This window comes from Mesorhizobium sp. LNHC209A00 (assembly GCF_000502915.1).
Classification (GTDB): Bacteria; Pseudomonadota; Alphaproteobacteria; order Rhizobiales; family Rhizobiaceae; genus Mesorhizobium.
The window spans coordinates 20,335-45,555 of the sequence record NZ_AYWT01000007.1 but is presented as its reverse complement, the minus strand read 5'-3'; the positions used below and the strand labels follow the sequence as shown (position 1 = coordinate 45,555).

The 25,221-nt window shown below is 62.5% G+C and carries 28 protein-coding genes, 1 tRNA gene and 3 pseudogenes; 11 read left to right on the top strand and 21 right to left on the bottom strand.

All coding sequences use genetic code 11. From position 1 onward, the window contains the following. Positions 1-36 precede the first annotated feature (36 nt). From X739_RS147635 to X739_RS147655, 5 genes are all read left to right on the top strand, one after another. Entirely contained in the window at positions 37-600 is a 564-nt protein-coding gene (locus X739_RS147635) for a polysaccharide biosynthesis/export family protein (protein ID WP_023773244.1), read from the top strand. Positions 601-610: 10 nt separating this feature from the next. Continuing rightward, positions 611-1,741, top strand: coding sequence for a glycosyltransferase (locus tag X739_RS147640; RefSeq protein WP_023795075.1), 1,131 nt, complete (start codon positions 611-613; stop codon positions 1,739-1,741). A gap of 87 nt (positions 1,742-1,828) precedes the next feature. Beyond that, positions 1,829-3,364, top strand: a complete 1,536-nt coding sequence (locus tag X739_RS147645) for an undecaprenyl-phosphate glucose phosphotransferase (RefSeq protein WP_023773246.1) — start codon at positions 1,829-1,831, stop codon at positions 3,362-3,364. Then, entirely contained in the window at positions 3,361-4,650 is a 1,290-nt protein-coding gene (locus X739_RS147650) for an O-antigen ligase family protein (protein ID WP_023795074.1), read from the top strand. The genes X739_RS147645 and X739_RS147650 overlap by 4 nt, the downstream gene beginning before the upstream one ends. A 36-nt stretch (positions 4,651-4,686) precedes the next feature. Continuing rightward, positions 4,687-4,763, top strand: a tRNA-Pro gene (locus X739_RS147655). Positions 4,764-4,861: 98 nt separating this feature from the next. Here the strand turns inward: X739_RS147655 and X739_RS147660 are convergent. Next, positions 4,862-5,323: a YbaK/EbsC family protein gene (locus tag X739_RS147660; RefSeq protein ID WP_023795073.1), complete on the bottom strand. Its 462-nt coding sequence runs from the start codon at positions 5,321-5,323 to the stop codon at positions 4,862-4,864. Between the two features lie 219 nt (positions 5,324-5,542). Next, complete coding sequence (locus X739_RS147665) at positions 5,543-5,827, bottom strand: helix-turn-helix transcriptional regulator (RefSeq protein WP_023783058.1); 285 nt, start codon at positions 5,825-5,827, stop codon at positions 5,543-5,545. 277 nt (positions 5,828-6,104) lie between these two features. Between X739_RS147665 and X739_RS147670 the strand changes: the two genes are divergently transcribed. Beyond that, on the top strand, positions 6,105-6,719 hold the full coding sequence (locus tag X739_RS147670) for a hypothetical protein (RefSeq protein ID WP_023795072.1): 615 nt from the start codon (positions 6,105-6,107) through the stop codon (positions 6,717-6,719). A 217-nt stretch (positions 6,720-6,936) separates the two neighbouring features. Further along, a complete protein-coding gene (locus X739_RS1000000168185) occupies positions 6,937-7,083 on the top strand; it encodes a hypothetical protein (protein WP_156939881.1) in 147 nt (48 codons plus the stop codon). Positions 7,084-7,346: 263 nt separating this feature from the next. Here the strand turns inward: X739_RS1000000168185 and X739_RS147680 are convergent, their stop codons facing one another. The 7 genes from X739_RS147680 to X739_RS147710 all read right to left on the bottom strand — a co-directional run bounded on the left by X739_RS147680 (position 7,347) and on the right by X739_RS147710 (position 12,177). Next, a complete protein-coding gene (locus X739_RS147680) occupies positions 7,347-7,649 on the bottom strand; it encodes a hypothetical protein (RefSeq protein ID WP_023773252.1) in 303 nt (100 codons plus the stop codon). A gap of 88 nt (positions 7,650-7,737) precedes the next feature. After that, positions 7,738-8,277, bottom strand: a complete 540-nt coding sequence (locus X739_RS147685) for a MerR family transcriptional regulator (protein WP_015318228.1) — start codon at positions 8,275-8,277, stop codon at positions 7,738-7,740. A gap of 215 nt (positions 8,278-8,492) precedes the next feature. Further along, entirely contained in the window at positions 8,493-8,816 is a 324-nt protein-coding gene (locus X739_RS147690; protein ID WP_010915609.1) for an integration host factor subunit alpha, read from the bottom strand. 101 nt (positions 8,817-8,917) lie between these two features. After that, positions 8,918-9,889 (bottom strand): beta-ketoacyl-ACP synthase III, encoded by a 972-nt coding sequence (locus X739_RS147695; protein ID WP_023773253.1) that lies wholly within the window; start codon positions 9,887-9,889, stop codon positions 8,918-8,920. A gap of 9 nt (positions 9,890-9,898) precedes the next feature. After that, positions 9,899-10,969, bottom strand: coding sequence for a phosphate acyltransferase PlsX (plsX, locus tag X739_RS147700; RefSeq protein ID WP_023773254.1), 1,071 nt, complete (start codon positions 10,967-10,969; stop codon positions 9,899-9,901). A 113-nt stretch (positions 10,970-11,082) separates the two neighbouring features. Next, positions 11,083-11,631, bottom strand: a complete 549-nt coding sequence (locus X739_RS147705; protein ID WP_023773255.1) for a DUF177 domain-containing protein — start codon at positions 11,629-11,631, stop codon at positions 11,083-11,085. 3 nt (positions 11,632-11,634) lie between these two features. Next, positions 11,635-12,177: a ubiquinol-cytochrome C chaperone family protein gene (locus X739_RS147710; RefSeq protein WP_023773256.1), complete on the bottom strand. Its 543-nt coding sequence runs from the start codon at positions 12,175-12,177 to the stop codon at positions 11,635-11,637. A 114-nt stretch (positions 12,178-12,291) separates the two neighbouring features. On the opposite strand from X739_RS147710, the gene X739_RS147715 reads away from it, so the two are divergent. From X739_RS147715 to X739_RS147725, 3 genes are all read left to right on the top strand, one after another. Beyond that, on the top strand, positions 12,292-12,807 hold the full coding sequence (locus tag X739_RS147715) for an outer membrane protein assembly factor BamE (protein ID WP_023773257.1): 516 nt from the start codon (positions 12,292-12,294) through the stop codon (positions 12,805-12,807). 155 nt (positions 12,808-12,962) lie between these two features. Beyond that, complete coding sequence (locus X739_RS147720) at positions 12,963-13,508, top strand: dTDP-4-dehydrorhamnose 3,5-epimerase family protein (protein ID WP_051407651.1); 546 nt, start codon at positions 12,963-12,965, stop codon at positions 13,506-13,508. A gap of 40 nt (positions 13,509-13,548) precedes the next feature. Next, positions 13,549-14,508 (top strand): glycosyltransferase family 2 protein, encoded by a 960-nt coding sequence (locus tag X739_RS147725; protein ID WP_245273891.1) that lies wholly within the window; start codon positions 13,549-13,551, stop codon positions 14,506-14,508. Positions 14,509-14,613: 105 nt separating this feature from the next. On the opposite strand, the gene X739_RS147730 is transcribed toward X739_RS147725, so the two are convergent. The 6 genes and pseudogenes from X739_RS147730 to X739_RS147745 all read right to left on the bottom strand — a co-directional run bounded on the left by X739_RS147730 (position 14,614) and on the right by X739_RS147745 (position 20,903). Continuing rightward, positions 14,614-16,755: a sodium-translocating pyrophosphatase gene (locus X739_RS147730; RefSeq protein WP_023783053.1), complete on the bottom strand. Its 2,142-nt coding sequence runs from the start codon at positions 16,753-16,755 to the stop codon at positions 14,614-14,616. A gap of 252 nt (positions 16,756-17,007) precedes the next feature. Beyond that, entirely contained in the window at positions 17,008-17,757 is a 750-nt protein-coding gene (locus X739_RS147735; RefSeq protein ID WP_023773260.1) for an ABC transporter permease, read from the bottom strand. Further along, entirely contained in the window at positions 17,754-18,692 is a 939-nt protein-coding gene (locus tag X739_RS147740) for an ABC transporter ATP-binding protein (RefSeq protein ID WP_023795069.1), read from the bottom strand. The genes X739_RS147735 and X739_RS147740 overlap by 4 nt, the downstream gene beginning before the upstream one ends. Further along, positions 18,689-19,216 (bottom strand): annotated as a pseudogene (locus X739_RS1000000168180) (ABC transporter permease); the annotation flags it as partial. The pseudogene X739_RS1000000168180 and the gene X739_RS147740, both read right to left, overlap by 4 nt. 54 nt (positions 19,217-19,270) lie before the next feature. Next, a pseudogene (locus X739_RS1000000168175) lies at positions 19,271-19,987 on the bottom strand (ABC transporter permease); the annotation flags it as partial. Positions 19,988-20,024: 37 nt separating this feature from the next. Next, positions 20,025-20,903, bottom strand: a complete 879-nt coding sequence (locus X739_RS147745) for an ABC transporter substrate-binding protein (RefSeq protein WP_245273902.1) — start codon at positions 20,901-20,903, stop codon at positions 20,025-20,027. 249 nt (positions 20,904-21,152) lie between these two features. Here X739_RS147745 and X739_RS147750 point away from each other — a divergent pair, with 249 nt between their 5' ends. Then, positions 21,153-21,725 (top strand): NADPH-dependent FMN reductase, encoded by a 573-nt coding sequence (locus X739_RS147750; protein WP_023773263.1) that lies wholly within the window; start codon positions 21,153-21,155, stop codon positions 21,723-21,725. A 13-nt stretch (positions 21,726-21,738) separates the two neighbouring features. Here X739_RS147750 and X739_RS147755 read toward each other — a convergent pair whose 3' ends face one another. The 6 genes and pseudogenes from X739_RS147755 to X739_RS147770 form a co-directional block, all read right to left on the bottom strand. Beyond that, positions 21,739-22,950 (bottom strand): MFS transporter, encoded by a 1,212-nt coding sequence (locus X739_RS147755; RefSeq protein ID WP_023773264.1) that lies wholly within the window; start codon positions 22,948-22,950, stop codon positions 21,739-21,741. Continuing rightward, entirely contained in the window at positions 22,947-23,447 is a 501-nt protein-coding gene (nusB, locus tag X739_RS147760) for a transcription antitermination factor NusB (RefSeq protein WP_023795068.1), read from the bottom strand. The genes X739_RS147755 and nusB overlap by 4 nt, the downstream gene beginning before the upstream one ends. Next, on the bottom strand, positions 23,444-23,938 hold the full coding sequence (gene ribH, locus X739_RS147765; protein ID WP_023773266.1) for a 6,7-dimethyl-8-ribityllumazine synthase: 495 nt from the start codon (positions 23,936-23,938) through the stop codon (positions 23,444-23,446). The genes nusB and ribH overlap by 4 nt, the downstream gene beginning before the upstream one ends. A gap of 80 nt (positions 23,939-24,018) precedes the next feature. Further along, positions 24,019-24,306 (bottom strand): type II toxin-antitoxin system RelE/ParE family toxin, encoded by a 288-nt coding sequence (locus X739_RS0134640; protein WP_031252120.1) that lies wholly within the window; start codon positions 24,304-24,306, stop codon positions 24,019-24,021. Further along, positions 24,284-24,554: pseudogene (locus X739_RS1000000168170) on the bottom strand (ribbon-helix-helix domain-containing protein). Before X739_RS1000000168170 ends, X739_RS0134640 begins: the two are co-directional and overlap by 23 nt. Positions 24,555-24,595: 41 nt before the next feature. Beyond that, the gene (locus X739_RS147770) at positions 24,596-25,216 is read right to left on the bottom strand and encodes a riboflavin synthase (RefSeq protein WP_023773268.1); all 621 of its coding nucleotides are present in this window, start codon (positions 25,214-25,216) and stop codon (positions 24,596-24,598) included. Between the last annotated feature and the right edge of the window lie 5 nt (positions 25,217-25,221).

Genomic DNA, 25,221 nt, shown 5'->3' with positions numbered 1-25,221 from the left:
ACATCGCAGCGGCCAGTCGAAGGTACCTGTCCGGTCATGAAAAGCACTGCTTCCCTCTTTCGCGCACTGCTTGCCATTTCGATGCTCGCCGGCTGTTCCAGCTACCGGCCGACGCCGGCCGCCTTCCACGAGGTCCTCGAACAGCCGTATCGCCTCGGCGCAGGCGACCGGGTCCGCGTCACAGTGTTCGAACAGGACGGCCTGACCAACAGCTACAGCGTCGACCAGTCCGGTTACATCTCCTTCCCGCTCGTCGGCGCCATACCGGCACGAGGCCATACCGCGCAGCAGATGGAAAAAGAGATCGCCGACAAATTGCGGCAGGGCTATCTGCGCGACCCCGACGTCTCGGTCGAGATCGATCGTTACCGGCCGATCTTCGTCATGGGCGAAGTGGGCGCCGCCGGCCAGTATTCCTACGTGCCCGGCCTGACGGTCCAGAAAGCCATCGCCATTGCCGGGGGCTTCACGCCACGCGCCAACCAGGAGAGCGTCGACATCACCCGCGATATCAACGGCAAGGTGATAACCGGCCGTGTGGTCACCTCCGATCCCCTGCTGCCGGGAGATACCGTCTACGTCCGCGAACGCCTGTTCTGACAGACACCTCGTGGCGGACAAGCTCAGGATCGTCCACTGCTTTCGCTCACCCGTGGGAGGAATTTTCCGGCACGTGCGCGACCTGGCGGAAGCGCAGGTCGCCGCCGGCCACATGGTCGGCATCGTCTGCGACTCGACCACGGGCGGTGAATTCGAGGAGCGTCTTTTCGGGCAGATGAAGGAGATGCTGGCGCTCGGCATCCATCGTACGCCAATGCAGCGCCATGTCGGGCCGGGCGACCTCGCCTCGGCCCGGCGCACCTACAGGATCATCAGGGAATTGCGGCCGGACGTGCTGCATGGGCACGGCGCCAAGGGTGGCGCCTATGCCCGTCTGTTCGGCTCATTGTTGCGGGTATCAAGGTCTCGCGTAGCCCGCCTCTATTCGCCGCATGGCGGCTCTCTCCACTATGACGAGAGCACAGCCACCGGAAAGCTGTTCTTCGCGCTCGAGCATCTCATGGCGCGCTTCACCGATTGCCTGCTGTTCGTCTCCGACTACGAGCGGCGGACCTACCGCAGGAAGGTGGGCGAACCGCCGATTCCGAACACGCTGGTCTACAATGGACTTCGCACCACCGAATTCGAGCCGGTAGCCACCAGGGCCGATGCGGCAGATCTGCTCTATATTGGCATGATGCGGGACCTCAAGGGCCCGGATATCTTCATCGATGCCCTGGCCGCCGCCGCTCCCCGGCTCGGCCGCGCACCGAGTGCCGTAATGGTCGGCGACGGCGACGACCTGCCCCGCTACCACGCGCAGGTGAAACGCCTCGGGCTTGAAGGCAATGTCCGCTTTCTGCCGCCAATGCCGGCCCGGGAGGCCTTCGTGCTGGGGGCGGTCGTCGTCGTTCCTTCGCGCGCGGAAGCCATGCCCTATACCGTGCTGGAGGCACTTGCCGCGGCAAGACCTGTCATCGCGACCTCGGTTGGCGGCATACCGGAGATTTTCGGTTCAGGCTCCCCCGCCCTGATTAGGCCGGATCCGGCCGAGCTCGCCGACAAAATGAGCCAGGCGCTGGGCAACCTTGCCGCCTATCGCGAATTGATGCCTGACGAATCCACGCTCAGGGCCCGCTTCGGCGCCGACGTCATGGCCGCCGCAATCGAGAAGGCCTACTTCGCCGCGCTCGAAAGTTAGCTCGGGCCCGTCCAAAGCCACAGGTTGTTTCAAGGGTTTCTTAGCTCTCTTTTGCTAATCACCCTGGGGAAGCTTGCGGACTGTTCCATGAACGAGATCGACCCCGCGCACCGCTTTTCATCAGAAGCGGTGCGTCACTTCGACGGCCCTGCCGATGGCGACAAGCCCGGCGGCATGAACGATGTTGCCCGGCAGGTCGCGTCGCAATACCGGCGCGATACGATGTCGCCGATCATGGTCAGCGGCGTGCTGCGCATGGTCGAATTCGCGGTGCTGCTGGTCTCGGGGCTCGGCGTCTATTTCTACTATGTCGGGTTCTTCAATTATCTCGCCTGGCAATATCCCCTGACGATCGCCGCCGCATCGTTCCTCGCCGTGGTGCTGCTCGATGTCACCGACTGCTACCAGGTGGTGTCCCTGATGCGGCCGATCGCCAATTTTGGGCGCATCCTGCTGGTCTGGGCCGGCACCTTCGCCCTGATGGCGCTGACGGCATTCGCCATGAAGATGTCGCAAGATTATTCGCGCCTGCTGTTCGGCACCTGGTTCGTCGTCGCCTTCGTCTGCCTCTTCGGCCTCAGGCTGGTGATGTCGAGGCTGATCCGGCGCTGGGCGCGCGATGGCAGCATGGAACGGCGCGCCGTCATCGTTGGCGGCGGCAAGGCGGCGGAAGTGCTCATCCGCTCGGTGGAAAAGCAGCCTTACAACGACATCCGCATCTGCGGTATCTTCGATGATCGCAACGACAAGCGTTCGCCATCCCTCGTCGCAGGCTATCCCAAGCTCGGCACCATTTCGGAACTGATCGAATTCGCCCGCATCGCCCGCATCGACATGCTGATCGTGTCGTTGCCGCTGACCGCCGAATCGCGCGTGCTGCAGTTGCTGAAGAAACTTTGGGTGCTGCCGGTCGATATCCGGCTGTCGGCGCATTCCAATGCGCTGCAATTCCGTCCGCGCGCCTATTCCTACATCGGTTCAGTGCCGATGCTCGACATCTTCGACAAGCCGATCAACGATTGGGATTCAGTCGCCAAGCGCGCCTTCGACATCATCTTCAGCCTCATCGGCATCGTCGTGTTCTCGCCTGTGATGCTGGCCGCCGCGATCGCCATCAAGCTCGACAGCAAGGGACCGGTGCTGTTCAAGCAGAAGCGGCATGGCTTCAACAACGAGATCATCGAGGTCTACAAGTTCCGCTCCATGTACACCGACCGGTCGGATCCGACCGCCAAGCAGACGGTGACCAAGAACGATCCGCGCGTCACCCCTGTCGGCCGCTTCATCCGCAAGACCTCTATCGACGAACTGCCGCAGTTCTTCAACTCGCTGCTGGGCTCGCTGTCGCTCATCGGTCCGCGCCCGCACGCCATTGCCGCCCAGTCGCACAACCTGCTCTACAACGAGGTGGTGGACGGCTATTTCGCGCGCCATAAGGTCAAGCCGGGGGTCACCGGCTGGGCGCAGATCAATGGCTGGCGCGGCGAGATGGACACCAATGAAAAGATCCGCATGCGGACGGAATACGACCTCTACTACATCGAGAACTGGTCGCTGCTTTTCGACCTGCGCATCCTGTTCCTGACGCCGGTCCGGCTCTTGAACACGGAAAACGCCTATTGAGCGCGATCAGCCATGATCTGCCGCGCGCGGCGGTCAACGCCAAGCTGATCACGCTGATCTCCTCGAGCGCGGTCGTGCTCGGCATTCTTTTGTCGGGCTTCGTCATCAGCGAGCCGGCGCCTTACGAAATCTACATGTCCGCGCTGATCGCCATCTGGGCGCTGTTCGGCCTGAGGATATCGCGCGCGGCCATGCCGCTTCTGGTTCTTCTGGTGACGATGAACATCGGCGGCATGATTTCCATGACGCAGATGGCGGATCTCGCCAACACCCCGCTTTATCTTGCCGTGTCGCTGTTTCTCGCTTTCAGCGCGGTGTTTTTCGCATCTGTTACGGCCACGCAGCCGAACCTCTACCGGTTGATCTTCAATGCCTATGTCGTTTCGGCGGTGGCGACGTCGCTGCTTGGCATAGCGGGCTATTTCCATGCCTTCCCCGATGCCGAAATCTTCACCAAATACGACCGCGCCGCCGGCGCCTTCCAGGACCCGAATGTGTTCGGGCCGTTCCTGGTGCTGCCCGGCATCTATCTGCTCTATTTGCTGCTGACGGGCCCGGTCACGCGCATGCCGCTGCTGGCTGTGCCGCTGCTGATCATCAGCGCCGGCATTTTCTTCTCCTTCTCGCGTGGTGCCTGGGGCATGTTCGCGGTCTCGGCCATCCTGCTCACCGGCTGCCTGTTCCTGCAGAGCGCCAGCGGCATGTTCCGGCTCCGCGTGGTGATCATGACGCTCGCCGCGCTGTCGCTGCTGGCCATCGCCGTCATCGTCATCTTGCAACTGCCCGGTGTGTCGGACATGTTCTCCAACCGCGCGCATCTGGAACAGAGCTACGACACCGCACGCCTGGGCCGCTTCGCCCGCTACACGCTCGGTTTCCAGATGGCGATGGAGCACCCGTTCGGCATCGGGCCGCTGGTCTTCGGCACGATCTTCGGCGAGGACACACACGACATCTGGCTGAAGATGCTGATGGACTATGGTTGGCTCGGCTTCGTCTCGTTCCTGACGCTGGTCATCTGGACGATTTCAGCCGGATTCCGCATCCTGCTGCGCGATCGGCCGTGGCAGCCTTATCTCCTATGCGCCTACGTCGCCTTCATCGGCAATGTCGGGCTCGGCACCTTCATCGACATCGACCACTGGCGCCATGTGTATCTGCTGCTCGGCTTGATCTGGGGTGCCATAGCGCTCGAATACCGCCATCAGCGGCTATTGCGGCCGGTATTGCCGGGTCCACCAGCCATCACATCCGCACCGGCGCGATTAACGCCGAATTTCGGTTGACCCGAGCCGGGTTATCACGATACATCGCGACCGGTCCGGAGTGTAGCGCAGCCCGGTAGCGCACTTGACTGGGGGTCAAGGGGTCGTCGGTTCGAATCCGGCCACTCCGACCATTTCGAAGCTGGACTTGCCCCCAAAAGTCCGCCCTGCCGCATCACCCAATTTTCGAATCGCGCGTTCCTTTGCCCGCCGGCCTGGATCGGATCCAGCACTAGGCTTGGCACACATCGACCCACTCGGCGCCAGTCAAATCAACCATGCGCTGCGGTGGGATGCGCACAGCGGCGTTGGTGGCGCCGGCGGCGGGGACGACCTCGGCGAATTCGCGCAGCGAGACGTCGCAATAGACCGGCAGCGGCGACGGCAGGCCGAATGGGCAGACGCCGCCGACCGGATGGCTGGTGGCAGCGACAACCTCTTGCGCGTCCAGCATGCGCGGCTTGCCGCTGAACCGGTCCTTGAATTTGCGGTTGTCCAGCCTGGCGATGCCGCTGGTCACGACAAGCATGGTGCGGTCACCGACGCGAAGGCAGATCGTCTTGGCGATCTGTGCCGGCAATACACCATGCGCCTCCGCCGCCAGGGCCACCGTCGCCGAACTTGATTGTGTGACGACAACCTCGATATCAGGCGCGCGAGCCGCGAAGAAGGCACTGACGGAACCCAGGCTCATATCGAAAAACTCACGGTTCAGACCCGCTGCACGGCAGATGCGATTTGGCGCGGATTTGGGGGCCGCACGCATAAACGCGTGCGATCTCCAAATCGGCAAGCTCGGCAAATCGGCAAGCTCTGCAAATCGGCAAGCCCGGCCTGCCGGCGAGCGTCATGTGTCCACAAGAAACCCGCCAAACGAACCTTGGCGGGTTTTTGGCGCATGCCTGGCGCCATTCTATGCCTGCGGCCGGCCTTGTGCGGCCGGCGTCGGCACGGCGGAAGCAATCGGAGCGTCGTGAGGCAGACGAAGCGCGGACGCAATACGACGCAGCTTCGCCGGGTCGGCCGCCCGGCCGCTCTCGATGTCCTCGATCTCTTCGACCGAGAGACCGCAGGTCAGCGAAAGCGCTTCGAGGCTGTATCCGCGCGTTTCCCGCATTGCCCTGAGGGCGTTGTAATCCGGCCCGATCTCGTTGGCTAATGGTTCGGAGGGGGCGTGGCTTTTTGCATTGTTGGGCATTGGCAACTCCGTTGGCTGAAAGCGTTTGATCAAAATGGGATGTTGCCTGAGACGAGCAGGAAGATGCCCTCTCGTCAGCGATTTGCCAAGCGCCAATCTGGCCGTCACGGCATCGTGACCCGGATGCCCATGCATCTGCCTCGCCCTGTCCTGATCAAGTTGTTTTGAACGCGCGAAGGGGTTTTGCCCGGCAGTTTCGCCCCACCCGTTCGTTATCTCGACGTCGCTGGCGTGAAACCATTTCCTTCCAGCCAGCCTTTCCCAAAAGGATACTCCAATGAACCTCAAGACACCTCTCCTCGTGCTCGGCACGATTTCCATGCTTTCCGGCATCGGTGTGGCCAGCACGCAGGCGGCGGACACATTGCGCGTGCGCGGCACGGTGGTCAGTTTCGTGCCGTCGTTGCTGACCGTGAAAACCCGTCAAGGCGACACGGCCGCGATCAAGCTGAAAGACGGTTGGAAGCTTTCAGGCGTCGCCAACGCATCGGTGAAAGACATCAAGCAGGGCGATTTCGTCGGCATCGCCTCCGTCTCTAAGGCCGACGGCGGCAGCGGCGCGCTGGAAGTGGTGGTCTTTCCCGCGGCCTTGAAAGGCACTGGAGAGGGTGATCGCCCCTGGGACCTGGAGCCGAACAGTCGCATGACCAACGGCACCGTCGCGGACGTCACCGACATAAACGGGCGTGCCGTGACGCTGACCTATGACAATGGGCAGACGAAGAATATCTCGATCCCCGACGGCACGCCTGTCGTGACTTTTGCGCCGGCCGCCCCGACCGATCTCAAGCCAAGCGCGACGGTCTTCGTTACCGCTCAGCGCGAGACGGACGGCACGCTGAGTTCCAGCCGCGTCGTGGTCGGAAACAATGGTGTGATCCCGCCAATGTAAGCCAAAGCAGCCGGCTTTCGACCCTGGCGATCATGGGGCAGGAAGCCGGTTCCTCGGAAACAGTTCAGAAACAAGATTCTACAATCGGGAAATACTGACGAAAAAATTCAGGAGCGTAATTCCGTTCGCGGCGTCGGGGATATCGGCCCGATCGGTACCTGCCCGCGAAAAAAAGGAAACGATCCAATGAAGAAATCCCTCCTCTCGGCCCTCGGGCTTGCAGCTGCAATCGCTTTCGCGGTGCCGGTGGTCGGCGCGACAAGCGCGGACGCGGCCCCTATGGCAAAGCATCATCACCATCGTCACCACCATCATCACCGTCACCATCATCGCCACCACCATCATCATCATCATCACCACATGAAGAAGATGGGCAACAAGGCCTAAGCATTGCCAACGAGAAGACCGGCCCTGGCTTCTTGTCCAAGGCTGGTTTCTCCTGGTCACAATCCCAAGGCCGGGACTTCTGGACAAACCCGGCGATCGCCGCGGAAATCGTGCGGCTCGACACGCTTCGGCCAGATTCCGGAGCGGTATCGCAATTCGCTGACATCAATGGGAATGGCGCCCGCGCCTGGAGGGCGAGCCGCCATTTTCTCTCTGGAAATTCTTGTCCTGGGGTAGCAGTCAGCGCCGGCTGAACAGCAGGCTGGCCACCAAACCGAGTACGACAAGGCCGACCGCAGCGGCGGCCGCCGGATGGTCGCGTGCCGATTTCTCGATCACCCTGCCCTGTTTGCGGATTGCCGGCATAGCATCGCGCAGACGCTCCGCAAGATCCGAATAGGTATCAAGAGCAGCATCACGGCCGTCTTCATAGTAAGCGCCACCCCGCTTCGACACTGCCTTGCGCAACGCGGCGAGTTCCCTCGAGAGAGCCGCGACCTGCTTTTCGAGGTCGATGTCCGATAGGGTCGAAAATGATGGCATCATGCGTTTCCTTGTCTTGCAGAAGGAAACGTAACGCCTCATCCCAAAGCGAGTTCCAGTTCCGAGGCTTTAAAGCGCTTCGCGGCGGTCAGCGCACCTGGTCGAGCAGGCGCTTGCATTCCAGGAGGTCAAACAGCGCCTCCTGCAGCAGCGCGCGGTTGTCACGCGAGAGCTTCGACGCGTCCGGCGCAACCGGACCTTCCTCGTCGCCCTTGCCCAGGCCGAAAAAGCGGCGGCTGGGCTTGACCCTTGGCTGGCCAACCAGTTCGTCATCTCCGCCGCGCGGCTGGGCTGCCGGCGTCAGCGGCACCTGATCGGCCTGCTTGCGCTGCGAGATCGCCTCGACGGCGGCCATGTCGCCATTGCCGATGGCGACCAGGAAATGATTGCCGTTTTCGCGCAGCAGCTTTTGCACGCCCTTGATGGTGTAGCCCTGGTCATAGAGCATATGGCGGATGCCCTTGATCAGTTCCACATCCTGCGGCCGGTAGTAGCGGCGGCCGCCGCCACGCTTCATCGGCTTGATCTGGTTGAAGCGCGTCTCCCAGAAACGCAGCACATGCTGTGGCAGGTCGAGATCTTCAGCGACCTCGCTGATGGTGCGGAAGGCGTCAGGGCTCTTGTCCATGGGCGAAATCCTCACGCTGGCGTGTAGCCCGGAACGGCGCTCAGACGAGATCCCGCTCAACAATGAGAAGAGCTTGTTCCGCAGGTGCGGAATCGATCATAAGCCAGAACACCCATCCGGCCATGCTGCCGAATCGGGCCTTATTTCAGCGGTTTGTGAAGCAATATTCAAGTCCGCCGTTGTCGCGGAGCCGGTTTTCAACCGTGCAATGGAGGCTATTTGCCGCCCTTGGCCTTGCTGTTCTGGTGAGAACGCAGGATGCGGTTCTTCAGGACGTTGGACGATTTGAAAGTCATCACCCGGCGTGGCAAGATCGGTACTTCTTCGCCGGTCTTGGGATTGCGTCCGATCCGCTCATTCTTGGAACGGACATGGAATGTCGCGAAGGACGACAGCTTCACCGTCTCGCCGCGCACGATCGCTTCGCAGATTTCGTCCAGCACCGCCTCGACGAGTTCGGCGGATTCAGTGCGCGACAGACCGACCTTTCGGTAGACGGCCTCGGCAAGGTCGGCGCGCGTAAGTGTCTTTCCCCCCATGCGACCGCCCCATCAGCTCAAACATAAAATCGGCACAACAACGGCAGAGCCTAAGTAATTGATCCGGCAAGGTCAAGGACCGAAACCGGACCGTTCTGCACTTACCAGCGAACCAGAATGGCGCCCCAGGTGAACCCGCCGCCCATCGCCTCCAGGAGCACCAGGTCTCCCTTCTTGATGCGGCCGTCGGCGACGGCCACCGACAGCGCCAGCGGTACGGAAGCAGCCGAGGTGTTACCGTGCAAATCGACGGTCACCACCACCTTTTGCTCAGCTATCCCGAGCTTTTTGGCTGAAGCGTCAATAATGCGTTTATTGGCCTGATGAGGCACGAACCAGTCGAGATCGTCGGCGGCAATACCGGCGGCCGAGAAGGTCGCCTCGATGACATCGGTGATCATGCCGACCGCGTGTTTGAAGACCTCGCGGCCTTCCATGCGCAGATGACCGACCGTGCCGGTCGTCGATGGTCCGCCGTCGACGAAAAGCTTTTCCTTGTGCGAGCCGTCGGAACGCAGGCTGGCCGCCAGGACGCCACGGTCGGCGATCGTGCCGGCCCCATCACCCGCTTCCAGAACGACCGCACCGGCGCCATCGCCGAACAGCACGCAAGTCGAGCGATCGCTCCAGTCGAGGATGCGCGAGAACGTCTCCGAGCCGATCACCAGCACGCGCTTTGCAAGGCCACCGCGGATGTAGAGATCGGCTGTCGTCATCGCATAGACGAAGCCCGAGCATACCGCCTGCATGTCGAACGCAAAACCGTGCCGCATACCGAGCCGGTTCTGGATCTCGACCGCGGTAGCCGGGAACGTGTTGTTGGGCGTCGAGGTCGCCAGCACAACCAGATCGATATCGTCCGGAGTCAATCCGGCATCGGCAAGGGCGGCACGCGCCGCGGCCTCGCCCAGGGAAGCCGTCGTCTCGTCATCAGCCGCGATATGGCGCTGGCGGATGCCGGTGCGCTGAGCGATCCACTCATCGGAGGTCTCGACCATACCTTCAAAATCGGCATTCTTCATGATGCGGCGGGGCAGCGCGGCGCCCGTGCCGCGCACAACTGATCTGATCAAAATTCTTTCCTATTCCTTTGCGTCGGTAACGACGTCGGATTTCCTTGATGTCAGGGCATGCGGGTTGCGCGCATGAAACAGGTCGAGGTCGGCCTCGATGCGATCAAGCAGATTGTTGCGCACCATGTCATAGCCGAGTTCGATCGCCGCGGCGAAACCGTCCGAGTCGGCACCGCCATGGCTTTTGACGACGATGCCGTTCAGCCCAAGGAAGACGCCGCCATTGGAGCGGCCGACATCCATCTTTTCGCGCAGGCGGTCGAAGGCGCCCTTGGCGAAGATATAGCCGATCTTGGCCATCAGGGTGCGGCTCATCGCGGCGCGCAGATAGCCAGCTATCTGGCGCGCGGTGCCTTCCGCCGTCTTGAGAGCAATATTGCCGGCAAAGCCTTCCGTCACCACCACGTCGACCGTGCCCTTGCCAATATCGTCGCCTTCGACAAAGCCATGGTAATTCATCGAGGCCATATTGGCTTCGCGCAACATGCGTCCCGCCTCCTTGACCTCTTCCTGGCCCTTGATCTCCTCCACGCCGACGTTGAGCAGGCCTACCGTGGGTCGGGCGATGCCGAATACGGAACGCGCCATACCGGTGCCAAGAATGGCAAAATCGATGAGCTGGTGCGCGTCGGCGCCGATGGTGGCGCCGACGTCCAAAACCACGCTTTCGCCACGCAATGTCGGCCATAAGGCCGCGATCGCCGGGCGATCGATGGTCGCCATGGTGCGCAGGCAGAATTTAGACATCGCCATCAGCGCGCCGGTATTGCCGGCGGAGATGCATGCATCCGCGGCGCCCGACTTCACCGCCTCGACCGCCTTCCACATCGACGATTTCCAGCGGCCATGGCGCAGCGCCTGGCTCGGCTTGTCATCCATCCTGACCGCGATCTCGCAGTGGAAGAACTCGCTGACCTCGGCCAATTTGGGGAATTTGGTGAGTTCCGGGCGCACCAATTCCTCACGTCCGTAGATGACGAAGCGGATGTCGGGACGGCGGGTCGCGACCGTCATGAGCGCCGGAATGACCACGGCTGGTCCGTGATCGCCGCCCATGGCATCGATGGAAATCCTGATCACGCGGTATTAATCTCACGGTTAGGCGGCAAGTCGTTTTAGTGATCGCAAAGGTTCGGCGAAAATAGCGGTTTTAGGCTGTCGCACAACCGACTTTTCCGTCGCGAGCAAGGTTTTCAGGATTTTCGCAGCAAGGATCGCAGTTTTTGCTGAAATTCATTCTCGGCCGGTCCGGTGTCGTCATCGGTGCCAATCGAGGCGCCGGGTTTGCGCGGATAGGGATCGATGGCCAAGCCGAAGAACTGTTCGGCAAGTGCCCCGACATCAATGGTGTCGCCCGAAAATGTCTCGGGACTGTCGGGTCCGTCGGCATCGAGCAGGATTTCGCCGCCGCCTTCGAATCCCTGCCGTCCGAGTTTGGAGTCCTCGGGCAAGAGCAGCGCCTCGAACGGCTCTTCAACATGCGCTTCGATGGGGTCTAGCGTGACGATGCAGGCCTGCGTAATGTCCGCCTCGACACGGCCACTGACCTTCACGCCGTTGCGCTTCCATGACGCAACCAGCAGTTCGGCGCGATAGGCTTCGACCGACAGCAGCCCATGGGCCTCGGCAAGGGCCGCGCGCTGCGCGGCATCGGCCTCGATCACAACCGGCAGCCCTTTGTGCGGCAGACGCGCGACATTGGCGAAAAAGGATACCGGACTTTGCATACCCGCGTCTTTCATCGATCAGCCTCCGTTGGCTACAGGAAACGCCACAGTGCCGGCAACGATCGATTCGGTCGGCTGCGCACTCAGTTGCCGGCTGGCCTCGGCGACATACCCGGCCAAACGTGACGCTTCCGGCCAGCCGCCGGCGTCGGGACGGACATTGCGGGCAAGTGCCGCGGTCAGACCGTCATGGTCGCTTCGTTCCAGCGCATCATCATAGGCGGCGGTGCGGCCATAGAACATCTTCGCCAGCTTCTTCATGCGTTTTGGCACACCCACGTCACCAATGCCCAGTTCCCGCAGCGAATGATCGACATCGAGAAAGAATTCGTCGATCAGCACCTGCGCGATTTCTTGCGCCACGCCGTCCTCGCCACGCAAGCGGTGCTGGACCAGGAACATGTGCAACGAAAGCATCTCGAAACGGCCAAGCGGCGTGTCGGGCACATTCCAGTGGGAATAAAAAACAGTCTGCCGCGCCGCCGCCACGATTTGTGCGTAAAGCGCGTCGGTGATGGCGCGGTTGGCGTGGCGTTCGCGGCCAAAAAGGCGCTGGAACATGGGGATGGTCTCCGGGGACCGTTTGTTGAATTGGCCTTGTTGCATCGGCAAGCAAGCTGGTTTACCGGTTTTGCGGCCCAGCGCAAGTTGCGGCGATATAATGGAGAATTGTTGTTGCGCGCGCTGAATTTCAAGTCGAGTTTCAATTCCAGGGCTGCCGGCGTGATCTCGCTGCTGGCTATCGTTGCGGCGCTGTCGGCATGCCACACCAACAAGATGATCGGCGACCTCAATCCGAGCGAGACGTTCACGCAGGGCTATGTCCTCGATCAGCAGGCGATCGATTCGGTGCCGGTCGGTTCCAGCCGCGAGCAGGTGCTCCTGGCGCTCGGCACGCCGTCGACCACGGCGACTTTCGACAATGAGGCGTTTTACTATATTTCGCAGACGCGCAAGCGCTATGTCGCATTCGACAAGCCGAGGCTGGTCGACCAGAAAGTGCTGGCGGTCTATTTCGGCCCGGACAGCCGCGTCACCCAGATCGCCAATTACGGTTTGAAGGACGGCAAGATCTTCGACTTCATTTCGCGCACCACGCCGACCGGCGGCAAGGACCAGAACTTCCTCAGCCAGATCATCAACGGCGCCAGCAAGCTGGCGCCCGGCATTCCCGGCGGCGGCACCCCCTGATCGCTAGAATCCTGCTTCCCTGACTTTGGGGAACAGAAATGTCTCAGGCGACCAAAAGCCCGTGGGAGCGATCCCACGGGTTTCTGTTTAACGGGGCCCGGCTTGCCAGTGATGGGGCAAACCCATATCAAACCGCCAGGCTGGGGAACTTGGACATGAGCAGTGACGACCATGCGATGCCGGATGGCTGGATGGCGACCGGGACACCCGACCGGCAGACGGTGACATCAGACTGGCTTGCCATTGATCCGCCGTCGATCGATGGCGTCACAATCAAGGAAATCAGGCCGGTCGCTACATCCAACGGCTATCTGACCGAGGTTTTTCGGGATGAGTGGGGACTTGATCCATCGCCTGTCGGCCAGGTGTTTCAACGCACGATGTATCCAGGCGCGGTAACCGGCTGGCACGCGCACAAGGTGACGCTGGATCGGCTCTTCTGTTGTGCCGGCAGCGTCCGCATATCGCTCTATGACGGCCGAAAGGCTTCGCCCAGTTTCGGCACGGTGTGGCACAAGATACTCGGCGCGTTGCGGCCGGCGATCGTCATAATCCCGCCAGGCGTGTGGCACGGCGTGACGGCGCTCGGGCCGGAGATCGCCCTGCTGCTCAATCTCGTCGACAAGGCCTATGCCTACGACGCGCCCGACCATTGGCGCCTGCCACCGGACACCGAACAAATCCCTTACAAGCTGGTGTAGCGTGGAAGGATCGCGCCGGTCGCATGCAGCAGGGCAGCGCGTGCCGCTCGTCTCGGTGGTGATTGCCACCCACAATCGTCCCGCGGCCTTGCGGCAAACCCTGTTCAGCGTCTTGCGCCAGACGCTGCAGGATTTTGAAATTCTGGTGATCGGCGACGACTGTCGCCCTGAGACACCGGCGATCATCGCCGAATTCGCCGATCCGCGCATCTTCTATATAGACCTGCCCGTCAATTTCGGCGAGCAATCCGGCCCCAACAATATCGGTTTTGCCAGGGCGCGCGGCCGGCTTGTCGCCGTGCTCAATCACGACGACCTTTGGTTTCCGGATCATCTGGCGGCAACCACGGGATGGATCGATGCGACCGGTGCGGATGTCGTCATCGCTCGCGGCGCCATCATCGAACCGGTGCGGACGAGGGGCGATGCTCTCAAGACCTCGATTTACGGAATGGGCAAAGACGGTTTTTACGATCCCGTCGTCACGGCCGGATACGGATCGGCACAGGTGGTCAGGCGGGCGTCGTTGGACTGGCTCGGCACCTGGCGGCCTGCCGGCAAATGCTCTTGCGAAAGTTCGCAGGACTGGCTCTTCCGGGCTTGGCGAAAGGGAGCCGTGATCGCGACCATGCCGCATCTGACGGTGCTGAGCATCTTCTCCGGCCAGCGGAGCGGCAGTTATCTCGAAGACACGGCGATGGAGCAGGAGGAACTCATCGATCGCATGCGCATACCGGACGACCTGCGTGTCAAGGTTCTTGCCGCGGCGGTGGTGCCGTCTCGCCTGAAGAAATCCAGCTATCTGAAACGCAGGGTTTGGGCTGTATGCGGCATTCATCCGAGATCCGTCGAGTTTCGCCGCAAATACCAACGCGGTGCTTTTGTCTCCATGCTGCGAAAGGTACGCGGCCTGCCGCCCATGCCTGAACGGGAGCCGAGCGTGGATGATCTGTTGGCTAAGTACCGCAGAGGCAGCAAGCGGGAAGAAACCGGAGAATAGCGGCGTCGCGCACGCGGCGTCCAAATGCCGGACCAAGCGACCAGTCAGCTGACATGAAAAACCCGCGGGGATCGCTCCCCGCGGGTTTTTTTCAACCGCTTCCGCTCAGCCGTGCGCGAGCACGGCCAGCAACAGGAGCGCCACGATGTTGGTGATCTTGATCGCCGGGTTGACCGCCGGGCCGGCGGTGTCCTTGTAGGGATCGCCCACGGTGTCGCCGGTCACCGAAGCCTTGTGTGCTTCGGAGCCCTTGAGGTGCTTGACGCCGTCCTTGTCGGTGAACCCGTCCTCGAACGACTTCTTGGCGTTGTCCCAGGCGCCGCCGCCCGAGGTCATCGAGATGGCGACGAACAGGCCATTGACGATGACGCCGAGCAGCGAGGCGCCAAGCGCGGCGAAGGCGGACGCCTTCGAGCCCGAGATCAGCAGCACGCCGAAATAGACGACGAGCGGCGCCAGCACAGGCAGCAGCGACGGGATGATCATTTCCCGGATCGCCGCCTTGGTCAGAAGGTCGACCGCACGCGCATAGTTCGGCTTCGAGGTGCCGGCCATGATGCCCGGATCCTCGCGGAACTGCTTGCGCACCTCCTCGACGATGGCGCCCGCGGCGCGGCCGACCGCCGTCATGGCGATGCCGCCGAACAGGTACGGGATCAGGCCACCGAAGATCAGGCCCGCGACGACGTAAGGGTTGGAGAGATCGAAGGAGATTTCGCCCATGCCCTGGAAGTAGGGATATTTGTCGCCATTGGCGGCGAAGAACTTCAGGTCGTTCGAGTAGGCCGCGAACAGCACCAGCGCGCCGAGGCCAGCCGAACCGATGGCGTAGCCCTTGGTCACCGCCTTCGTGGTGTTGCCGACCGCGTCGAGCGCGTCGGTGGAGTGGCGCACTTCCTTGGGAAGGCCCGCCATTTCGGCAATGCCGCCGGCATTGTCGGTGACCGGGCCGAAGGCGTCGAGCGCCACGATCATGCCGGCGAGGCCGAGCATGGTGGTGACGGCGATCGCCGTGCCGAACAAGCCGCCGAGCTGGTAGGTGGCGATGATGCCGCCGACGATGACGATTGCCGGCAGTGCCGTCGATTCCAACGAGACCGCCAGGCCCTGGATGACGTTGGTGCCGTGGCCGGTCACCGACGCCTGGGCGATGGAGTTGACCGGGCGCTTGTTGGTGCCGGTGTAGTACTCGGTTATCACCACGATCAACCCGGTCACCACCAGGCCGATCAGGCCGCAGATGAACAGGTTCTTGCCGGTGATCGTCATGCCGGCGACGGTGCCGACCTCGCCCCAGCCGAGGGTGGCCGAGGTGGCGACGCCGAGGCCGACGATCGACAGCAGGCCGGTCACGATCAGGCCCTTGTAGAGCGCGCCCATGATCGAGCCGTTGGAGCCGAGCTTGACGAAGAAGGTGCCGACGATCGAGGTCAGGATGCAGGCGCCGCAGATGGCGAGCGGGTACAGCATCGCCGCACCGAGGACAGCGGTGCCGCCGAAGAAAATGGCGGCGAGAACCATGGTGGCGACAACCGTCACCGCATAGGTTTCGAACAGGTCGGCGGCCATGCCGGCGCAGTCGCCGACATTATCGCCGACATTGTCGGCGATGGTGGCCGGGTTGCGCGGATCATCCTCCGGGATACCGGCTTCGACCTTGCCGACCAGATCGCCGCCGACATCGGCGCCCTTGGTGAAGATGCCGCCGCCGAGACGGGCGAAGATCGAGATCAGCGAGGCGCCGAAGCCGAGCGAGACCAACGAGTCGATGACGATACGATCGTTGGGCTGAAGACCCATGAAATGGGTCAGGATGAGATAATAGATGGAAACGCCCAGCAGAGCGAGGCCGGCCACCAGCATGCCGGTGATGGCGCCCGACTTGAAAGCGATGTCGAGGCCGGCGGCGAGGCTGTTGGAAGCCGCTTGCGCGGTGCGTACATTGGCCCGCACCGAAACATGCATGCCGATGAAGCCGGCGGCACCCGAGAGAACGGCGCCGATCAGGAAGCCGATGGCGGCGGTGATCGACAGCAGCCACCAGGCGAGCACGAGCACGACCGCTCCGACGATGGCGATGGTGGTGTATTGGCGCGCCAGATAGGCCTGGGCGCCTTCGCGGATGGCGGCGGAGATTTCCTGCATGCGTGCATTGCCCTGATCGGCCGCGAGGACCGAACGTGTCGCCCAGATGGCGTATAGGATTGAAAGCAGGCCGCAGGCGATGACGGCGGAAATAATGGTCATTGCCGAATTTTCCTCGATTGTTGGCCCAAAAGAACCCCTCCCTGGGCCGTTGAGACAAAGAACGGATTCCGCGCGCGGAATCCGCCTCTTCGCATCGGTGTATGCGAAACAGGGCCGCGAACGTCAAGATATTGTTCGGTTTTTGCCCGGCTTTCGCCCAAAAGACAAAAACCGGGACGACAGAGCCGACAAGGCCTTCGATTTAGATCGATTGAATCAGACATCCGGGGCAGACCGCCGGTCTCCCCGAGGTCATTCCGCTTCGCGGCCCATCCGGCGCGCCGTGTATCGCTCGACCGCCGACAGTCCGTCATAGATCAGCACGGCAAGCGCCGCCACGATCAGGCCCCCCTGCAGGATAAAGGCGAGATTATTGGATAGCAGGCCGGCGATGATCACTTCGCCGAGCGTCTTGGCGGCCACCGTCGAGCCGATTGTGGCCGTGGCCAGGCTGATCACCACGGAGAGCCTTATGCCGCCAAGGATGATCGGTGCACTGAGCGGCAACTCGACCTTGGTGAGCCTTTGCCAGCCGGTCATGCCGGCGCCACGTGCCGCCTCGACGACATTGGCCGGCAAGGTCGTCAACCCGGTGAGTGCGTTCTCGAAGATTGGCAACAGTCCGTAGAGAAACAGCGCGATCAGCGTCGGCTTCTCGCCGAAGCCGACAGCCGGCACGGCGAGCGCCAGCACCGCCACCGGCGGGAAGGTCTGGCCGATGTTGACCAGGCTGCGCGACAACGGCAGAAATTCGACGCCAGCCGGCCGGGTGACGAGGATGGCGAGCGCCACCGCGACGATGGTGGCGGCGACGGTCGCGATCAACACGGTGCGCAGATGCAGCAGCGTCAGCGTCAGCAGGCTACCCTGGTTGTAGATTACGGGTGCGTTGTTTTCGGTCAGCGGCTTCAACAACGGCTCGAACCAAGCCGGACTGGTGATGAAGGCAACAAGCAACACCACCAAGGCAAGCCTGAGCAGCAGCGGCAGCCAGGCCTTCATGCCGGCCTCGCCGCGCGCTTGACCAGTCCGTCCACGGTGACGCGGCCGATCGGCTTGCCGTCGGCACCCTTCACCGGCAGCGCGGGCTTGCCGGACCAGAGAAGTTCCGCGAGCGCGTCACGCTGGCTGGCGTCGCCGGGGATCGCCTCGCCTTCGGCACCGCCCTGCTCCACCGCATCGCGTACCCGCCCCAGCGACAGCAGCCTGAACGGCCTTTCGCTGGCGCCGACCAGGGTCTCGACAAAGCTGCTAGCCGGGTTCGCCAGGATCTCCGCCGGCCTTGCATATTGCACGAGCTTGCCGGCATCCATCACCGCGATCTTGTCACCCATATGCACGGCCTCCTCCATGTCATGAGTGACGAGGATGATGGTGGTGCCGAAGCGCTTCTGGATTGCCAGCAGATCCTCTTGCGCCTTGGTGCGGATGATCGGGTCGAGTGCGCCGAACGGCTCGTCCATCAACAGCACGTTGGGTTCGGCGGCGAGCGCGCGGGCAACGCCGACGCGCTGCTGCTGGCCCCCGGACAGTTCGTGCGGGTAGCGCGGGCCAAATTCCTGCGGGTCGAGTTGGTAGAGCGTCATCAGCTCGTCGACGCGGGACTTGATGCGCGCCTTGTCCCAGCCAAGCAGCACCGGGACGGTGGCGATGTTCTGCGCCACCGTGCGATGCGGAAACAGGCCGTGGCCCTGGATGGCGTAGCCGATGCTGCGGCGCAGTCCGTAACCGGGTACCGATCGATTGTCGGCACCGTCGAGCTTGATGACGCCGGCGGTTGGTTCGACCAGCCGGTTGATCATGCGCAGCAGCGTCGTCTTGCCGGAGCCCGAAGTACCGACAATGACGCAGACCGTGCGCGGCTCGATGACCATCGAGACGTCGTCCACGACAGTGGTCGCGTCATAGCGCTTGGTGATGCCTTCGATTTCGATCATGCCGTTTCAACCCTGCGCTTGGTGGCGGTCATTTCGATCAGAGCGTCGAGGATGATGGCGGCGGCAAAAGCGAGTGCCACGGTCGGCACGGCGCCAAGCAGCACCAGGTCCATCGCCGTCTGGCCGACACCCTGGAAGACGAACACGCCGAAACCGCCGCCGCCGATCAGCGCGGCGATGGTGGCAAGACCGATATTCTGCACCAGGACAATGCGAATGCCGGTGAGGATCACCGGAAAGGCCAGCGGAAACTCCACACCGAACAGGCGCTGGCGGTCCGTCATACCCATGCCCCGCGCCGCGTCATTTGCGGCGCGCGGCACGCCGGCAAGGCCGACCACGGTGTTGGCCACCACCGGCAGAAGCGAATAGAGGAACAGGGCGACGAAGGCGGGCGCCGTGCCGATGCCCCTGATGCCTAGCGCGGCGGCCCCCGGGACCTGGGCCGCGACCCAGCCAAGCGGCGCGATGAGCAGCCCGAACAGCGCGATCGAGGGAATGGTCTGGATGATGTTGAGCACGTTAGATCGGAAGAGCACACGTCTGAACTCCAGTCACCTTGTAATATCGTATGCNTGGGCCGCGACCCAGCCAAGCGGCGCGATGAGCAGCCCGAACAGCGCGATCGAGGGAATGGTCTGGATGATGTTCAAGACGTTGAGGACGCCGGCCCGCAGGCTCTCGACGCGGTGGCATAGGATGCCGAGCGGCAGACCGACGATCACGGCGGCAAGCAACGAGCCGAGAGCAAGGGTGACATGCTTGGAGCCTTCGGCCCAAAAGCTGTCGGCGCGGTTGGAGTATTCCTTGAGGATCGAGAGGCTGTCCCAGCGTCCCGAAATCAGCAGCAAGCCGATGGCCAGTGCCGCGACGACAAGCACGCCGACGCGCGCCGAGGGCGACAGGTTGAGCCGGGTCAGCACGTCGGCGAGCAAAAGCGTAAAGGCGAAGATAAGAATCCAGAAGCCGGATGCCGGCGAGACCCGGGCAAAGGTATTGCCGGCCGGAGTGAGAAATGTGCCGGCGACGCCGATGAGCAGCGCCAGCGCGACAAGCGCCACGACGCTCGCTGCAAGGCGCAAGACGAGCGGCGTTTTGAGGAGCGCGATGATTGCCACCACGACAATGATCGCGAGCAGCAACGGCCCTATCGCCTGCGGCAGCGCCTCGAGGATAGAGCGTGCCTGGCCGGGAACGATGCGGTTGGCGCGGAAGGTGGCGAATGGCGCGAGAAACGCGGCGTAAGCCGCGAGTGCAGCGATGACCACGCCGAGCTTATCGAAACGCGGGGTCATGAGGCGCCTCGCACTGACGTCACTTATCGACGCGTAGCTATTTCAAAAACCCGTTCTTCTTCAAAAAGTCCTCGGCGACGCCCTTGACCGGCTCGCCGCCGACCTGCACGCGGCCGTTCAGTTCCTGCAGCGTGACGAGATCGAGCTTGGCGAAGACCGGCTTCAGCAGCGTTTCGATCTCCGGGTGCTCCTTCAGCACGGATTCGCGGATGATCGGCGCCGGCTGATAGACAGGCTGCACGCCCTTGTCGTCAGTCAACACCACGAGGCCCGATGGCGCGATGCCCCCATCGGTGCCGTAGACCATGGCAGCATTGGCGCCGCTGGTCTGGTTGGCGGCGGCCGCGATGGTCGCTGCTGTATCGCCGCCCGATAGCGTGATCAGCTGGTCCGGCTTCAACGTGAAGCCATAGGTAGTCTGGAAGGCCGGAAGGGCTGCCGCCGAATTGACGAACTCGGCGGAGGCCGCCAGGACCACCTTGCCGCCGCCGGCAACATATTTGCCGAAGTCCGACAGCGTGACGAGCTTGTTCTCATCCGTCACTTCCTTGCGCAGGGCGATCGCCCAGGTGTTGTTGGCCGGCGCCGGTGACAGCCAGACGATCTTGTTGGCGTCGTAGTCAAGCTTCTTGGCCGTCTCATAGGCCTTGGCGGCATCCTTCCACACGGGGTCATCGGCCTTTTCGAAAAAGAAGGCGGCGTTGCCGGTGTATTCGGGATAGATGTCGATCTCGCCGGCGGTGATCGCCTTGCGCACCACAGGCGTGCCGCCGAGTTGGATGCGGTCCGTGGTCTTGATGTTGTTGGCGTTGAGGACGAGCTGGATAATGTTGCCGAGCACGCCACCCTCGGTGTCGATCTTCGAGGAGACGACGACCTGAGCGCTAGCGGAAGCCGTTGTGATGGCGAACGCCATCGCCGCGCTGGCCAGAACCTTGACTGAAAACATCGTGAAAACCCCTTGCTATGAACCGTAATGCGGTGGCCGCATATGAGCATGGCTTCAACGGCCAGTCGGGGCACACGGTTTCATATGAAGGGGGACCCGCGCAATATTTTTGTTCCGGACGCGCCGATTTGGGCTTCGCCGCAAGAGCGGGCTGGCGATTGGCCTCTATCGGGTGGATAATGCCGTGCGGGTGGCGGCAAACACGGAGAGCGTGTCATGGCCATACACAAGGTCGGTTATCTCATCGGCAGCCTTGCCCAGGCATCCATCAACCGCAAGCTCGCGAAGGCGCTCGTTCAACTTGCCCCTCCCGAGCTCGAAATGACGGAAATCGGCTTCAAGGATCTGCCTCTCTACAGCTACGACTACGACGCCAATTTCCCGCCGGCCGCCCAGGCTTTCAAAAAGGCGATCGCCTCCGTTCAGGCCGTGCTTTTCGTCACCCCGGAGTATAACCGCTCGATTCCCGGCGGACTTAAGAACGCGATCGACTGGGCCAGCCGCCCCTACGGCAAAAATTCATTCGCGCGCAAACCGTCGGCCGTCATTGGAACATCGCCGGGCGCCATCGCGACCGCTGTCGCCCAACAAAGCCTGCGCAGCGTGCTGAGTTTCTGCAACTCACCGCAGATGAATGCACCCGAAGCCTATATCCAGTTCACGCCGGGACTGATCACGGATGACGGCGAGGTGACGGTTGAATCCACTGAGGATTTCCTGCGCAATTACATGGCTGAGTTCCACATGTTTATAGCGCGGGTGCTTCAGGTTCTGCCGCCGGACGCATAGCTTCAAATTCGCGTCAAGCCGGTCGCAAGCTTGTGATCTTAAGCGCGCCGAGTGCCACGAAGCAAAGTGCGGCGACCGGAAAGATCATCCAGTTGAGCATCATCCAGCCCCAGGCATTATAGACCATGCCCGACATCAGCGACGCACAGGCGACGGAGCCGAACAGGACGAAGTCGTGGAAGCCCTGCACCTTACCTTTTTCGGAAGGGTGGTAGCTGGCCGCCACCATGGCGGTGGCGCCGATGAAGCTGAAATTCCAGCCGAGGCCGAGCAGGATCAGCGCCGTCCAGAACTGCCACAGCGCCAGGCCCGACAAGGCAACGACGGCACAGCCGATCAGCAACAGCAGGCCAATGGCGACAATGCGCTCGGCACCGAAGCGATGGATCAGCGAGCCAGTGAAGAAACTTGGCCCGAACATCGCCATGACGTGCCAGGAGATGCCCAGCGTCGCATCGTTCTCCGACAGGCCGCAGCCCACCATGGCGAGCGGCGCGCCGGTCATGACGAAACTCATCAGCGCGTAGCTGCCGACGGCGCAGAAGAGCGCCGCGACGAAACGCGGCTTGGTGACGATTTCGGAAAGGGGTCGGGCATCGCCGTCGACAACGTCCACCTTGCTCGCGGTCCTCGACGGCAAACGAAGGAACGACAGGATGACGGCGCCGACAGCCGCCAGCGGCAGGATCGAGGCGAATGAACCGGCAAACATGACGGGTGCGAACAATTCGCGCGTGAAGATGACGATCTGCGGCCCGAGGATGGCGGTGATGATGCCACCGGCGAGCACGAAGGAGATGGCGCGGGCCTTGAACGCCGGCGGCGCGTTGTCGGCCGCGGCAAAACGGAACTGCTGGACGAAGGCCCCGCCGACACCGATGACGAGCAGCGCGAACGCGAACAGCCAGAAGCTGCCGTGGAACAAAGCCAGGGTGGCGACCAGCCCGCCGAGCGCGGTGATCACCGTTCCGGTCATGAAACCGCCACGCTGCCCCAGCCAGCGGATAATGGCGGCCGCGGGCAAGGCGCCGAGCGCCACACCGAGATTGAAGCCGGTGATAGGCGCGGTCGCCAGAGATTTGTCGGCGCCGAGCAGATATTGCCCGGCTAGCGCGCCCATGGAAATGGCGATGGGAGCCGCCGAGCCGATGATCGCCTGCGAGGCGGCGAGGATCAGTGCGGTGCGCCGCGCCTCCTTGCCCGCCTCGACCGCGATGGCGGTCACGAAGCGTCCTTGCCGCGTCCCTCGCCACGCACCCGGCGTGACACGCGGTCGAGCACGGCATTGACCAGCTTCGGCTCGTCTTCCTCGTAGAAGGCCTTGGCGATGTCGACATATTCGGTGACGATGACCGCGACAGGAACGTCCTCGCGCTTCATCAGTTCGTAGACGCCCGCGCGAAGGATGGCACGCAGCGTCGAATCGAGGCGCGACAGCGGCCAGTCGTCGGTCAGCGCCTGGCGAATATTCGGGTCGATGGTCTTCTGGTTCTCGACGACGCCGCTCAGGATGGCGCGAAACCACTGCGCGTCCGCCTCGCGATAGAGCGCGCCGTCGACTTCCTTGCCGAGACGGAACGCCTCGTACTCGGCGGTGATCTCGAACACGCCGCTGCCGGCGACATCCATTTGGTAGAGCGCCTGCACGGCGGCCAGACGGGCAGCGCCGCGCTTGTTGGCGTGGCGCACCGCGGGCTGTCCGGGCGAAGCGGGTTCGCTCACGATTGCGCTCCCAATTGTTCCTTCAGCGCGATCATGGTCAGCGCCGCACGCGCGGCAAAACCACCCTTGTCGCCTTCGGAGCGCTTGGCCCGCGTCCACGCCTGCGCATCGTTCTCGGTGGTCAGGATACCATTGCCGATGCATACAGAGTCCTGCACGGACAGGTCCATGAGCGCACGGCTGGATTCATTGGCGACGATATCGAAATGATAGGTATCGCCACGGATAATCGTGCCGAGGGCGACGAAACCGTCATAGCCCGTCCCGCCTTCGGCCATGCCGTCGAGCGCGAAGGTGATCACCGCGGGAATTTCAAGCGAACCGGGAACAGTGACGACGTCAAAAGTCGCGCCCGCTTCGTCGAGCGCACTTGTCGCCCCATCGAGCAGTGCGTCGGCGAGATCGTCGTGAAAGCGCGCCTCGATGACGAGAAGGTGAGCCTTCTTCTTGGGACGAATGAACGCCTTGCCGTGTTGAGATGTGCCAGCCATAGATGTCTCCGGGGTCGCCGGTGACTTAGGCCGAAGCCGGTTTGATCGCAAGCGGAAGATTGGCTGGGGGCGAAGTCCGCTTATCGGTCTTCTCGGGTGTGCCACGGACGGAGCAGTGAAATCGTAGTGTTCTCTATCTCGTAGCGGACCTCGCAGTTGCCGACCAAAATGCGGCGGACTTCACGCGGCTCGAACTCTTCCAGCTTCTTCCCGATACGCGGATCTTCGTTTAGCCGTGCTGCAGCGGCAACCAGCGACCGCACCACACTGGCGGCGGCCTGATTGTTTGCTGATGCAAGAAAGTCATGAAGCCCGACCAGGTCGGCCAAAGCCCTACTGGTCCACTTAGCTCCACCAGCGTGGCGCAGGGAGCGGCTTTTCACTACCAAGGCTCTCTGCCCGGCCTGAACGGCCTGGTGGTCTATAACCCGACCAGCGTCGACATCGGCCAGCGCTTCAAGCGTGAGCCGTGGACGTTCCTCCTCCAAAACAACCCAAGCGGAAAGTGCCTGTTTAACGATCCACCCGCGCGGACGCTCAGTCGAGCAGCCAGTTGGTCCACTTTCCTCGCAAGCGGCAGTGGAACATGAGCAGTGATAACCTTTGTTTCCGTCAGGGCCTCGCAATCAAGTTTAATAATGCCGATTAAGACCGAGGCTATGCCTGTCCCTCTTTCGCCGCCTCCGCCAGCCGGGCGGCGTAGCGGGCCATGGTATCGATCTCAAGATTGACGCGGTCGCCTGCCTTGCGCTCGCCCCAGGTGGTGACGGTCAGCGAATGATGGATCAACAGCACGTCGAAGCGGGTGCCCGTAACGCTGTTGACGGTGAGCGAGGTGCCATCGAGCGCAACGGAGCCTTTCGGCGCAATGAATTTCGCCAGATCGCGCGGCGCTTCCAGTGTGAAGCGCACCGCATCGCCCTCATCCCTGCGTTCAACGATCTCGGCGGTGCCGTCGACATGGCCCGAAACGATGTGGCCGCCAAGCTCGTCGCCGAGCTTCAGCGCCCGTTCCAGATTGATCCTGGTGCCGGCCTTCCAACCCGCCGCCGTGGTCAGCCTGAGCGCCTCCTCCCAGGCCTCGACCTCGAACCAGCGCGCGTTCGAGCCGCTGTCGGGCAAAGCCGTGACCGTCAGGCAGACGCCACCACAGGAAATCGAGGCGCCGATGGCGATGGTCTCGGGATCATAGGCGGTGTCGATGCGCAGTCCCACCCCTTCCCGCAGCGGCTTGATGGCGGCCACGGTGCCGATATCGGTGACAATCCCGGTAAACATCGATC

Bases quoted from the DNA above. Each gene is read 5' to 3' on its own strand.
- X739_RS147635 (WP_023773244.1), top strand. From the start codon at position 37: ATGAAAAGCACTGCTTCCCTCTTTCGCGCACTGCTTGCCATTTCGATG.
- X739_RS147645 (WP_023773246.1), top strand. From the start codon at position 1,829: ATGAACGAGATCGACCCCGCGCACCGCTTTTCATCAGAAGCGGTGCGT.
- X739_RS147660 (WP_023795073.1), bottom strand. From the start codon at position 5,323: ATGAGCCTGGGTTCCGTCAGTGCCTTCTTCGCGGCTCGCGCGCCTGAT.
- X739_RS147665 (WP_023783058.1), bottom strand. From the start codon at position 5,827: ATGCCCAACAATGCAAAAAGCCACGCCCCCTCCGAACCATTAGCCAAC.
- X739_RS147670 (WP_023795072.1), top strand. From the start codon at position 6,105: ATGAACCTCAAGACACCTCTCCTCGTGCTCGGCACGATTTCCATGCTT.
- X739_RS147680 (WP_023773252.1), bottom strand. From the start codon at position 7,649: ATGCCATCATTTTCGACCCTATCGGACATCGACCTCGAAAAGCAGGTC.
- X739_RS147685 (WP_015318228.1), bottom strand. From the start codon at position 8,277: ATGGACAAGAGCCCTGACGCCTTCCGCACCATCAGCGAGGTCGCTGAA.
- X739_RS147690 (WP_010915609.1), bottom strand. From the start codon at position 8,816: ATGGGGGGAAAGACACTTACGCGCGCCGACCTTGCCGAGGCCGTCTAC.
- X739_RS147705 (WP_023773255.1), bottom strand. From the start codon at position 11,631: ATGAAAGACGCGGGTATGCAAAGTCCGGTATCCTTTTTCGCCAATGTC.
- X739_RS147710 (WP_023773256.1), bottom strand. From the start codon at position 12,177: ATGTTCCAGCGCCTTTTTGGCCGCGAACGCCACGCCAACCGCGCCATC.
- X739_RS147720 (WP_051407651.1), top strand. From the start codon at position 12,963: ATGAGCAGTGACGACCATGCGATGCCGGATGGCTGGATGGCGACCGGG.
- X739_RS147730 (WP_023783053.1), bottom strand. From the start codon at position 16,755: ATGACCATTATTTCCGCCGTCATCGCCTGCGGCCTGCTTTCAATCCTA.
- X739_RS147735 (WP_023773260.1), bottom strand. From the start codon at position 17,757: ATGAAGGCCTGGCTGCCGCTGCTGCTCAGGCTTGCCTTGGTGGTGTTG.
- X739_RS147740 (WP_023795069.1), bottom strand. From the start codon at position 18,692: ATGATCGAAATCGAAGGCATCACCAAGCGCTATGACGCGACCACTGTC.
- X739_RS147745 (WP_245273902.1), bottom strand. From the start codon at position 20,903: ATGGCGTTCGCCATCACAACGGCTTCCGCTAGCGCTCAGGTCGTCGTC.
- X739_RS147750 (WP_023773263.1), top strand. From the start codon at position 21,153: ATGGCCATACACAAGGTCGGTTATCTCATCGGCAGCCTTGCCCAGGCA.
- ribH (WP_023773266.1), bottom strand. From the start codon at position 23,938: ATGGCTGGCACATCTCAACACGGCAAGGCGTTCATTCGTCCCAAGAAG.
- X739_RS147770 (WP_023773268.1), bottom strand. From the start codon at position 25,216: ATGTTTACCGGGATTGTCACCGATATCGGCACCGTGGCCGCCATCAAG.